The organism is Klebsiella sp. BDA134-6 (genome assembly GCF_015601345.1).
In the GTDB taxonomy this organism is placed as follows: Bacteria; Pseudomonadota; Gammaproteobacteria; order Enterobacterales; family Enterobacteriaceae; genus Klebsiella; species Klebsiella grimontii.
In genome coordinates, this window is sequence record NZ_CP064784.1 from 3,554,389 (window position 1) to 3,566,755 (window position 12,367).

A 12,367-nucleotide genomic window follows, 5' to 3' on the forward strand; every position below is an offset into this window, starting at 1 on the left:
GCAAAATTCCTCCCGCCGCGCGGGAAGTCCGTATTCAGAACTGGAGAACATCGTTATGGCTAAGCAAATTCCGTTCAACGCAATCCTGGCAAAATCAAAACAGTACGAAAAAGAGATGACCCGTTTCCTGCGCGATATGATCGCTATCCCCAGCGAAAGCAGCGATGAGAAGCGCGTGGTACACCGCATTAAAGAAGAGATGGAAAAAGTCGGCTTCGATAAAGTTGAAATCGATCCGATGGGCAACGTGCTGGGCTACATCGGCCACGGTCCGCGTCTGCTGGCAATGGATGCGCACATTGATACCGTCGGTATTGGCAATATCAAAAACTGGAACTTTGACCCGTACGAAGGTATGGAGACCGATGAGCTGATCGGCGGACGCGGCGCGTCTGACCAGGAGGGCGGAATGGCCTCCATGGTTTACGCCGGTAAAATCATTAAAGATCTGGGCCTGGAAGATGAATATACCCTGCTGGTGACCGGTACCGTTCAGGAGGAGGATTGCGACGGCCTGTGCTGGCAGTACATTATTGAACAATCCGGCATTCGTCCTGAATTTGTCGTCAGCACCGAACCCACCGACTGCCAGATTTACCGCGGCCAGCGCGGGCGTATGGAGATCCGCGTGGAAGTTCAGGGCGTCAGCTGCCACGGCTCCGCCCCGGAGCGCGGCGATAACGCCATCTTCAAAATGGCGCCCGTTCTCACCGAGCTGGAACAGCTTTCGCACAAGCTGGGCGATGACGAATTCCTCGGCAAAGGCACCCTGACCGTTTCCGAGATTTTCTTCACCTCGCCGAGCCGCTGCGCGGTAGCGGATAGCTGCGCCGTCTCCATTGACCGCCGTCTGACCTGGGGCGAAACCTGGGAAGGCGCGCTGGATGAGATCCGCGCGCTGCCGGCAGTGAAAAAAGCCGCCGCGGTGGTCTCGATGTACAACTACGAGCGTCCCTCCTGGACTGGCCTGGTCTACCCGACCGAATGCTACTTCCCGACCTGGAAAGTGGAAGAGAACCACTTTACCGTCCGCGCCCTGAGCAACGCCTATGAAGGGCTGTTCGGCAAAGCGCCGGTGGTGGATAAGTGGACCTTCTCCACCAACGGCGTCTCCATTATGGGCCGCCACGGCATTCCGGTTATCGGCTTTGGGCCAGGGAAAGAGCCGGAAGCGCATGCGCCGAATGAGAAAACCTGGAAATCGCATCTGGTGACCTGCGCCGCGATGTATGCCGCCATCCCGCTGAGCTGGCTGGCCACGGAGTAATCGTTCGTCCTGTCTGCCGCTGCGTCCTGCGGCGGCATATTGAGGTTTCTATGCGCGTACTGATTAAAAATGGCCTCGTCGTCAACGCCGACGGCCAGGTGAAGCAGGACCTGCTTATCGAAGATGGCCTCGTCAAGCGCCTTGCCGATTCAATTGAGGCCGAACAACCCTGCGAAGTAATTGACGCCGAGGGCTGCTACGTGATGCCCGGCGGCGTCGACGTTCATACCCATTTCAATATTGACGTGGGTCTCGCCCGCAGCTGCGATGATTTCTTTACCGGCACCCGGGCCGCGGCCTGCGGCGGTACCACCACCATTGTTGATCATATGGGCTTCGGGCCCGTCGGCTGCCATTTGCGCCACCAGTTCGAGGTCTATCGCGGCTACGCCGCCTATAAAGCCGTTATCGACTACAGTTTTCACGGCGTTATCCAGCACGTTAACCACGGCATTCTCGACGAGATTCCGATGATGGTGGATAGCGGCATCAGCAGCTTTAAGCTCTATCTGACCTACCAGTACAAACTCAGCGATGATGAGATATTGCAGGCGATGCGCCACCTCCAGCGCGCCGGCGCGCTAACCACCGTTCATCCCGAAAACGATGCCGCCATCGCCCAGCGCCGGGCGGAATTTATCAACGCCGGTAAAACCGCGCCGCGCTATCACGCCCTGAGCCGCCCGCTGGAGTGCGAGGCGGAAGCCATCGCCCGAACCATCAATCTCGCGCAGCTGGCGGGGAACGCGCCGCTGTATATCGTGCATCTTTCCAACGCCCTGGGTCTGGACTATCTACGCCTGGCCAGAAGACGCCACCAGCCGGTGTGGGTGGAGACCTGCCCGCAGTATCTGCTGCTGGACGAGCGCTGCTACGAGCGCGAAGACGCGCTTAACTATCTGCTCAGCCCTCCTCTGCGCAACGCCAGCAACAACGACGCCCTCTGGAGCGGCATCAGCAATGGCGACATTGACACGGTCGCCACCGACCACTGCGCGTTCTCTGCGCAGCAGCGCAGGCAGATCTCCGGCGGCGACTTTAGCCGCTGCCCGAACGGTCTGCCGGGAGTGGAAAACCGCCTGCTGCTGCTGTTCTCGCATGGGGTCATGACCGGGCGCATCACCCCCGAGCGCTTTGTGGCGCTCACCAGCACCAATCCGGCGAAGCTGTTTGGCCTATGGCCGCAGAAGGGCTTGCTGGCGCCCGGCGCCGATGGCGACGTGGTCATCATCGACCCCAAACGCACCACCACCATTCGGCACGACATGCTGCACGACAACGCTGACTATTCACCCTATGAGGGCTTTATCTGCCAGGGCGCGATTCGCCAGACGCTCTCCCACGGCAGGGTGATTTTTGATAACGGCACTTTTACTGGCACCGCCGGTCAGGGCCGTTTTTTACGCCGACAACCCTTTTCCACCGCTCACCTGGCCGTCAGCGGAACAGAAACGTAATGAGAGGATGCTATGAGTAAAAAAATTGTTCTCGCTCTCGGCGGGAATGCGCTGGGCGACGATCTCGCCGGACAGATGCAGGCCGTACGGCACACCGCGCGGACGATCGTCGATCTTATCGCCCTTGGCCATCAGGTGGTGGTGACTCACGGTAACGGCCCGCAAGTGGGCATGATCAACCAGGCCTTTGAAGCCGCGGCCAAAACCGAGGCCCACACGCCGATGCTGCCGATGTCGGTCTGCGTGGCGTTGAGCCAGGGCTACATCGGCTACGACCTGCAGAACGCGATTCGCGAAGAGCTGCTGTCGCGCCAGCTGGATATTCCAGTGGCGACCCTGATAACCCAGGTGGAAGTGGACGCTAACGATAAGGCATTTCTTAATCCGACCAAGCCCATCGGCTCGTTCTTCAGCAAAGAAGAGGCCGAAAAGCTGAGCCAAAACGGCTACATCATGAAAGAGGACGCCGGGCGCGGCTACCGTCGCGTCGTCGCGTCGCCCATGCCGGTAGATATTATCGAGAAACAAACGGTAAAAGCGCTGATGGATGACTGCCACGTGGTGATCACCGTCGGCGGCGGCGGCATTCCGGTGATTCGCGAGGGTAACCATCTGCGCGGAGCCAGCGCGGTTATCGACAAGGACTGGGCCAGCGCGAAGCTGGCGGAGATGATCGACGCCGACTTGCTGATCATTCTCACCGCCGTGGAAAAGGTGGCGATCAACTTCGGTAAACCTGAGGAGCAGTGGCTGGATAACCTCTCCCTGCGCGATGCCGAACGCTTTATCGCAGAGGGTCACTTTGCCAAAGGCTCAATGCTGCCAAAAGTGGAAGCCGCCGCCGCCTTCGCCCGCTCCCGGCCGGGACGCCAGGCGCTGATCACCATGTTAAGCAAGGCCAAAGAGGGCATTGAAGGGAAAACCGGCACCATGATTAGCCAGTAAGCTGTACGCCACGGGTTGCCGGGAACCTCCCGGCAACATTTCCCCTGGCAGAACCTCAGATTTCCGCCGCCTCCACGGCATATTCCTGCCGACCCGCCTGTTTAACCTGGTTCATCAGCCCCCCCGGCGCGCCGTTTTTCACCTGCAGGATCTCCGCCAGCACGCTGATGGCGATCTCGTTTGGCGTCTCGGCGCCGATGTCATAGCCAATCGGCGCCCGCAGGCGGCTGATATCCGCTTCCGGCACGCCGTTCTCCCGCATCTGACGTACAAAGGCCTGCACTTTTCGCCGGCTGGCCAGCAGCCCCAGCCACGCCACCGGTTGGGTTATCAGCCTGTCCAGCGCCTCGCGATCCTGGTTGTTGGTGGCAATCAGCACGAAATCCTGCGGCCGTACCGCCATCGCGTCCACCACATCCGTGAAGCTGGCAGCATGCGCCAGCCGCGCCGAAGCGGGGAAAGCATCGGGACAGAGGCTTGCGGCGTAGGTATCGCCGACGCAGATATCAAAATCCAGCAGCGCCGCGGCGTGGGCAACCGCGCGGTTAACGTGCCCGGCGCCGACCAGCAGCAGGCGCGGGCGCAGGCCGTGAACGCTGATGTATACCGACATCGCGCCGCCGCAGTCGGAGCCCACGGCGTCGCTGCCGGTGCGCGCCATGCGGCCGTGAAACATTCGCGATTCCCGCTCGCGCAGCGCCGCCTGCGCCGCATCAATAACTTTACGTTCCACCATCCCGCCGCCAATGGTGCCCACAATCGAACCGTCCTCACGGATCAGCATCTGAGCGGCGTGTCGGGGGGTGGAGCCCCGACTTTCGACAATCTGCGCGAGGGCAAAGGGGCAGTTCTGTTCTTCAAGCCGTGCTGCTTCTGCGAAAATATTCATACCAACCTCAAAGGCAATTTCTTTTACGGTTTTGGGGATTGTCTGCGATGTCGACCGGCTTCTCAGTTTGAGAGCTCACCCTCCGTTGAAAATACCGTCGCAGCGACCGATTATGGCTATGCAATATTTATACTGCCCCGCCGTTTTTTATCGCGAATTGTGAATCAGGTCATTTTGTTAGCCCTGGCGACGTTGAAATTGGGCTATCGCGCCGATTATTTCGTCAACCACCGGGCCAAATTCCCACCGCCCGCTGAAATCACCGCCGAATAGCCGACATAAATTATCATTCTGATATTCCGGATCTGATTTTGAGAAATCTCGCCGAATGATAAAGCGTATTGATTTGAGTTCTCATTTACCCGCTATGGAATTATTCACGCCGCGGCGTTGAGTTTCGACCTGGTTCACAAATTAATTATTCCGCCGCCGCCGTTTGAATAACTGGTGTGATTGTTGCTCCTCTTTCTTTATCCGTCGGGATTATTACCACCGGCAATGTCGATCTTACAATGATATCTAAGGAGAGGGTTATGGGAGATATAATGCGTCCCGTGCCGTTTGAGGAGCTGTTAACGCGCATTTTCGATGAGTATCAGAGTCAGGGATCTATTTTTGGCATTCCTGAACAACAGTTTTATTCGCCGCAGGCGCAGCGTTCGATCGGCGTATTTGGCGAAAGCTGCGCCACGCCTCTCGGCCCCGCTGCCGGGCCGCATACCCAGCTGGCGCAAAACATCATTACCGCCTGGCTAACCGGCGGGCGGTTTATCGAGCTGAAAACCGTACAGATCCTTGATCGTCTGGAGCTGGAAAAGCCCTGTATCGACGCGGAAGATGAGTGCTTCAATACCGAGTGGTCCACTGAATTTACCCTGAAAAAAGCCTGGGATGAGTACCTGAAAGCCTGGTTCGCTCTGCATCTGCTGGAGCAGATCTTTCCGCTGGCGACGAATAAAGAGAGCAAGTCGTTTATTTTCAATATGAGCGTCGGCTACAACCTTGATGGTATTAAGCAGCCGCCAATGCAGGAATTTATCGACAACATGATGGACGCCTCCGCCCATCCTAAATTCGCCCAGTACCGCGACACGCTGAACCGCTGGCTGCAAAATAAAACCTTTATCGACAGCCTGCCAACTTGCGCACGCAAAGACGGGCTGGACAACCTGGCGCAGCGCATACCGGCCAGGCTGGTCCAGGGCGTCACCCTCTCGACGATGCACGGCTGCCCGCCGGACGAGATCGAAGCCATCTGTCGCTATATGCTGACGGAGAAAAACCTCAATACCTTTGTGAAGCTCAACCCAACCCTGCTCGGCTATCCGCGCGTGCGCGAGATCCTCGACACCTGCGGCTTCGGCTATATCGGCCTTAGCGAAGCGTCGTTTGATCACGACCTTAAGATCGACCGGGCGCTGGAGATGCTGACGCGCCTGATGGCGCTGGCGAAAGCGCGCAGCCTCGGCTTTGGCGTCAAGCTGACCAACACCCTCGGCACCATCAACAACAAAGGCGCGCTGCCGGGAGAGGAAATGTATATGTCCGGGCGCGCGCTGTTCCCGCTCTCTATCAACGTGGCCGCCCTGCTCTCGCGGGCGTTTGACGGCAAGCTGCCGATCTCCTACTCCGGCGGCGCCAGCCAGCTCAACATTCGCGAGATTTTCGACACCGGCATTCGCCCTATCACCATGGCCACCGACCTGCTGAAGCCGGGAGGATATCTGCGCCTGAGCGAGTGCATGCGCGAGCTGGAGAAAGCCGACGGCTGGAACATGACGCAGATCGACGTCGAGCGCCTCAACGCGCTGGCGGAAAAAGCGGTGAGCATGGACTACACCCAGAAACAGTGGAAGCCGGAAGAGCGCATTGATACCGGCGAGCCGCTGCCGCTGCTGGACTGCTACGTCGCCCCCTGCGTGACGGCCTGCGCCATCAAGCAGGATATTCCGGAGTATATCCGCCTGCTGGGCGAGCATCGCTACGCCGACGCGCTGGAGCTGATCTATCAGCGCAACGCTTTACCGGCCATCACCGGCCATATCTGCGATCACCAGTGCCAGTACAACTGCACGCGGCTGGATTACGACAGCGCGCTCAACATCCGCGAACTGAAAAAAGTGGCGCTGGAGAAAGGCTGGGACGAGTACCGTAGCCGCTGGCATAAGCCCGCGGGATCCGGCTCCCGGCACCCGGTAGCGGTGATCGGCGCAGGCCCTGCCGGTCTCGCCGCCGGCTACTTCCTCGCCCGCGCCGGGCATCCGGTCACGGTATTTGAACGCGAAGCCAACGCCGGGGGCGTGGTGCAAAATATCATTCCGCAGTTCCGCATTCCCGGCGAGCTTATTCAGCACGATATCGATTTTGTCGTCGCCCACGGCGTCAAAATTGAGTACGGCTGCGATCCGCATCTGAGCGTGGAAAAACTGCAGGCGAAAGGTTTTCGTTACGTGCTGGTCGGCACCGGAACCGATAAAAACAGCGGCGTGAAGCTGGGCGGCGACAACCAGAACGTGCATAAATCGCTGCAGTTCCTGCGCCAGTTTAACCGCGGCGCCGAGCTGAATCTGGGCAAACATGTGGCCGTGGTCGGCGCCGGCAATACCGCGATGGACTGCGCCCGCGCGGCGCTGCGCGTACCGGGCGTGCAGAGCGCGACCATCGTCTATCGCCGCTCGCAGCAAGAGATGCCCGCCTGGCGCGAAGAGTACGATGAGGCGCTGCTCGACGGCGTCGACTTCGAGTGGCTATGTAACCCGGAACAGTTTAACGCCGACGGGACGCTCGTCGTACGCGTCATGAAGCTCGGCGAGCCGGATGAGAAAGGCCGCCGCCGCCCGGTGGAAACCGATGAGATTCGCACCCTGCAAGTCGACTCTCTGATTACCGCCATCGGCGAGCAGCAGGACGGCGAAGCGCTGTCGGCAATGGGGATCCCGCTCGACCCACAGGGCTGGCCGGTGGTCAACGCCGATGGCGAGACCAGCAAGCCGAACGTCTTCCTGATCGGCGACGTTCAGCGCGGCCCCTCATCTATCGTCTCCGCTATCGGCAACGCGCGACGGGCCACGGACGCGATCCTGGCCCGGGAAAATATCGCCAGCCGCTACGGAAACAAAGTCTGGAACAATGTCGATCCGGCGAAGGTGTACCAGCGTAAAGGCGCTATCGCCGTCACCCTGGTGGATAAAAACCAGCGCGAGGCTTTTGTCGAGCAGGAAGCCAGCCGCTGCCTGGAGTGTAACTACGTGTGCAGCAAGTGCGTCGACGTCTGTCCGAACCGCGCCAATATTTCCGTGGCCGTGCCGGGCTTCCAGAATCGCTTCCAGACACTGCATCTGGACGCTTATTGCAACGAATGCGGCAACTGCGCTCAGTTCTGCCCATGGCAGGGAAAACCGTATAAAGACAAAATCACCGTGTTCAGCCTGGAGCAGGATTTTGTCAACAGCACCAATCCAGGCTTCTTCGTCGCGGGCGCCAGTGTCAAAGTGCGTCAGGACGACCAGACGTGGCAGCTGGAAATAAACGACCGCGGCCAGTTTAGCGAGGTACCGGCCCAGTTGGACGCCATGTGCCGCATCATAAGCCACATTCATCAGCACCAAAGCTATCTTCTGGGAGGCGTTGAAGTATGAGTGTCCTGATCCTGAAAAATGCCACCGCCGCGCAGATCTATCCGGCGAAAGTGTGGGAGAACGTCGATATCGCCATTGAGAATGATAAAATTCTCGCTGTCGGCCCCGGCCTGCGCCAGCGCTATCCGCAGGCGCAGGTGAAAGAGATGCGCGGGCAGCTGGTGATGCCCGGCATGGTCTGCTCCCACAATCACTTTTATTCCGGCCTGTCCCGGGGGATTCAGGCCAATATCGCCCCCAGCCCGGACTTTATCTCCACGCTGAAAAACCTGTGGTGGCGCCTTGACCGGGCGCTGGACGAGGAGTCGCTCTACTACAGCGGGCTGATCTGCGCCATGGAGGCCGTGCGCAGCGGCTGTACGGCGGTGATCGATCATCATGCGTCGCCTCACTATATTGCGGGCTCCTTGAGCCAGCTGCGCAACGCCTTCCTCAAAATCGGGCTGCGCGGAATGACCTGCTTCGAAACCACCGACCGCAACTTTGGCAGCCGCGAGCTGCGCGACAGCGTTGAGGAGAACATTCGCTTCGCCAGAGAGATCGACGCCGCGCGTGAAAAGGGCGACCAGCCTTATCTGGTCGAGGCCCATATCGGCGCCCATGCCCCGTTCACCGTGCCGGATGAAGGTCTGGCGATGCTGCGCGAAGCGCTAAAAGCCACCGGCCGCGGCCTGCATATTCACGCGGCGGAAGACCGCTACGATGTCTCTCACAGCCATCACCTTTACGGCAAGGACCTGCTGGTGCGGCTGGCGGAGTTCGACCTTATCAACAGTAAAACGCTGATTGCCCACGGCCTGTACATCTCCGATGCCGACGTCGAGCTGCTCAACGCGCAGGACGGCTTCCTGGTGCACAACGCCCGCTCCAACATGAACAACCACGTCGGTTACAACCCCCGCCTGCCGCAGATGCGCAATCTGGCGCTCGGCACCGACGGCATCGGTTCCGACATGTTCGAGGAGATGAAGTTTGCCTTCTTTAAACACCGCGACGCCGGCGGGCCGCTGTGGCCGGACAGCTTCGCGAAGGCGCTGAGCAACGGCAACGAACTGCTGAATCGCAACTTCAACGCCCACTTTGGCCGCCTTGAGGCGGGCTATAAAGCGGACCTCACTATTTGCGACTATATGGCGCCGACGCCGCTGATCGCGGAAAACATCGCCGGACATATCGCCTTCGGCCTTGGGGCAAACAGCGTACGCAGCGTCATGGTGAACGGCGTGATGATCTACGAGGATCGCCAGTTCAGCTTTGACTGCGAGTCGATATTCCGCGAAGCGCAGAAAGTGGCGAAAAAAATGTGGGCGCGAATGGATGCGCTCCCCGCGTAGCCCGCGTAAAAATGCTAAACCGGCTGGCAAGCCGGTTTTTTTTTTGCTGACAGAACGCGCGTGAAATTGCCCGGCGGCTTCTGCGCCGCCGGGCGCAACGTTTACAGCGACAGCAGCGCGGCGGTGGCGATATTGCGCTGCTTTTGCAGCGCGTTAAGCTGTTCTTCGGTCATGATACTCAGCGCCGCCGTCGGGCAGACGTCAACGCAGGCGGGGCCGCGCTCGCGGGTACCGCAAAGATCGCACTTAACGATAACCGGCGTCAGACCGGCCTTCACCTCGATGGTAATCGCCCCAAACGGGCAGGCGATCGCGCAGCTCTGGCAGCCAATGCAGCGCCCGCCGTCAGCTTCCACCTTCTCCGCCCCCATACTTAGCGCCCCGGTCGGACAGGCGCCCACGCAGGGCGCGTTCTCGCACTGATGACACATCACCGGCACGCTAACATCGTCGAGGCGCATCACTTTCAGGCGGGGGTGAAACTCTGCCCCCGGCGCCACGTGTTCCAGCGCACAGGCTACCTCACAGGTCCGGCAGCCGATGCAGGCCTGCGAACTGGCAACGATAAAACGGGTCATATCTCCTCCCGGGCCGTGAATTGCGTCAGCATCTCGCTGGCCGCCTGCCGCCCGGCAACCATGGCGGTGACCACCAGGTCCGCCCCGGTCACGGCATCGCCGCCGGCAAAAATTTTGTCATGGCTGGTTTGCGTCGTTCCGCGCCCTTTGCCACCGGTCACTATCTGCCCCCAGCGGTCCAGCTTAATCCCGTGGCCGCGCAGCCACGGCATCTCGTGAGCCTGAAAGCCAAACGCCATAATGAGCACATCGGCTTTAAGTTCAAACCCGGAATCCGGGATCGGCTGCGGCCGACGGCGGCCGTCCGGGCCCGGCTCGCCCATCTTCGTGCGGATCATCTCTACCGCGCAGACCTGCCCCTTACGGTTGAGCTGAATGCGCTGCGGCTGCACGTTAAACTCAAATTTCACCCCCTCTTCCCGCGCGTTCACCACCTCTTTTTTCGACCCGGGCATGCTTAGCTCATCGCGACGGTAGGCGCAGGTCACGCTCGCTGCGCCGCGGCGAACGGCGGTACGCAGACAGTCCATCGCCGTATCTCCCCCGCCAAGCACCACCACCCGTTTCCCCTTAATGTCGATCAGCGGATACTCGGCGCTCTCTTCAAGCCCCATCACCTCGCGGGTGCTGGCAATCAGAAACGGCAGCGCCTGAATCACGCCGGGGGCGTTCTCTCCCGCCAGACCGGCGGCCATCAGACCGTAGGTACCCACGCCGAGGAAAACCGCGTCATAGTTTTTCAGCAGATCGGCAAAGGCCACGTCGCGACCCACCTCCTGGTTGAGATGAAAATTGACGCCCATGGCGCTAAAAATGTCGCGGCGCATCTCAAGCACCTTTTTATCCAGCTTGAACGGCGGGATACCGAAAGTCAGCAGGCCGCCGATTTCCGGATGGCGATCAAAGACGTCAACGTGCACGCCCGCGCGCACGAGAATATCGGCGCAGCCCAGTCCGGCGGGCCCGGCGCCAATCACCGCCACCCGCTCCCGGCGCGGGGCCACGTTGTCGATTGTCGGTCGCCAGCCCATCGCCAGCGCGGTATCGGTGATATAGCGCTCAAGATTGCCAATGGCGACCGAGCCGCCCTCGTTCTTTAAGGTACAGGCCCCTTCGCACAGCCGGTCCTGCGGACAGACGCGGCCGCAAATCTCCGGCAGGGAGCTGCTCTGATGACACAGTTCCGCCGCCTCGATAATCTTGCCTTCGTTCACCAGGCGGATGAAATCGGGAATGTGGTTATGCAGCGGACAGGTCCAGTTGCACCACGCCTTCTGTGCACAGTAGAGGCAGCGTTCGCTCTCATATTCCGCGTCACGCTCGCCCAGCGGTTGATAGATTTCGCCGAAATGCCGCAGGCGGTCATCGGCGGGCACTTTTTTCGCCCCAACGCGCGGAGGTTTATTGAGTATCGCGTTACGTCTCGCGCCGCGAACGCCCTTCAGCGGTCTTTCCAGCGCAGATCGGATCTGCCGCGCGTTGCGCAGTTGGTTAACGGCAGCCTCATCCATCAGGCGCAGCGCCTGGGTTGGACAGCTAGCCACGCACGCCTGCTGACCGGAAGGATGCTGGCTGCAAAGATCGCACTTCTGCGCCAGCTGCGGCGCGTCGTCATCGTTGGCCACCATCTCAATGGCCCCAAAGGGACAGGCGATGACGCAGTTTTTACAGCCGATGCACAGCGCCTCTGTAAACTGAACGCTGTCGTTCGCCACGCGCAGCGCCTGGGTCGGACAGGAGCCGACGCAGGGCGCGTCGTTGCAGTGGCGGCAGGTCGTCGCGCTACTGGCCTTACGGTTGAAGAACACGCGGATGCGTGGAAGAAAGTCGCTGCGCTGCTGGGGCCAGCGGTCCTGGCGATGAGAGGTGACGCAGGCCACTTCACAGGCATGGCAGCCAATACAGTTTGCAGAATCGGCAACGATAAATTTATTCATTTGCTTCCCTTTATTATTTCAGGACTCACCGGGAAGCGATGCAATAATCAGGCGATTTTTTTCAGGGTATTCATATGCTGCTCATTTTTGCGAGCCGCCTCAAAAAAAAGTGCCCCTCAGCGTAACGGCGAGATAATTATCCACGCGCGCTGAGCGAAGATTATTCGCTGCGTTCTGGATTTAATCATGTTGATAATTCAACGTATCGTGCGTAATACCAAAATGAGATTGTCCCTATCTCAATGTGATAGCGCACATTTTTTGCCAACGCGTCTTATTTAAAGATATTGCCCTCAGAGAGATATTCCGCCCTTTTTCCCGT

General features: G+C 59.6%; 7 protein-coding genes and 1 pseudogene. 5 read left to right on the forward strand and 3 right to left on the reverse strand.

The features are described from left to right. Positions 1-55 precede the first annotated feature (55 nt). From IYV58_RS16430 to arcC, 3 genes are read left to right on the forward strand one after another with little or no spacing between them, the layout of a single operon-like run. Positions 56-1,267 (forward strand): YgeY family selenium metabolism-linked hydrolase, encoded by a 1,212-nt coding sequence (locus IYV58_RS16430; protein ID WP_004121846.1) that lies wholly within the window; start codon positions 56-58, stop codon positions 1,265-1,267. Between the two features lie 50 nt (positions 1,268-1,317). Next, the gene (hydA, locus tag IYV58_RS16435; protein WP_004121850.1) at positions 1,318-2,724 is read left to right on the forward strand and encodes a dihydropyrimidinase; all 1,407 of its coding nucleotides are present in this window, start codon (positions 1,318-1,320) and stop codon (positions 2,722-2,724) included. Positions 2,725-2,736: 12 nt separating this feature from the next. Continuing rightward, positions 2,737-3,669 (forward strand): carbamate kinase, encoded by a 933-nt coding sequence (gene arcC, locus IYV58_RS16440; RefSeq protein ID WP_004121856.1) that lies wholly within the window; start codon positions 2,737-2,739, stop codon positions 3,667-3,669. Between the two features lie 112 nt (positions 3,670-3,781). On the opposite strand, the pseudogene IYV58_RS16445 reads toward arcC, so the two are convergent. Further along, a pseudogene (locus IYV58_RS16445) lies at positions 3,782-4,558 on the reverse strand (XdhC family protein); the annotation flags it as partial. A 533-nt stretch (positions 4,559-5,091) separates the two neighbouring features. Here IYV58_RS16445 and ygfK point away from each other — a divergent pair. Together ygfK and ssnA are read left to right on the forward strand one after the other, a co-directional pair. Continuing rightward, positions 5,092-8,196 carry a putative selenate reductase subunit YgfK gene (gene ygfK, locus IYV58_RS16450; protein WP_142445596.1) on the forward strand — a complete coding sequence of 1,035 codons (3,105 nt, stop codon included), beginning with the start codon at positions 5,092-5,094 and terminating at the stop codon, positions 8,194-8,196. Beyond that, positions 8,193-9,530 carry a putative aminohydrolase SsnA gene (ssnA, locus tag IYV58_RS16455; protein ID WP_195729141.1) on the forward strand — a complete coding sequence of 446 codons (1,338 nt, stop codon included), beginning with the start codon at positions 8,193-8,195 and terminating at the stop codon, positions 9,528-9,530. Before ygfK ends, ssnA begins: the two co-directional genes overlap by 4 nt. 101 nt (positions 9,531-9,631) lie before the next feature. Here ssnA and IYV58_RS16460 read toward each other — a convergent pair whose 3' ends face one another. Next, positions 9,632-10,108, reverse strand: coding sequence for a 4Fe-4S dicluster domain-containing protein (locus IYV58_RS16460; protein ID WP_004121863.1), 477 nt, complete (start codon positions 10,106-10,108; stop codon positions 9,632-9,634). Then, complete coding sequence (ygfT, locus tag IYV58_RS16465; RefSeq protein WP_195729142.1) at positions 10,105-12,045, reverse strand: formate-dependent uric acid utilization protein YgfT; 1,941 nt, start codon at positions 12,043-12,045, stop codon at positions 10,105-10,107. The genes IYV58_RS16460 and ygfT overlap by 4 nt, the downstream gene beginning before the upstream one ends. Positions 12,046-12,367 lie beyond the last annotated feature (322 nt).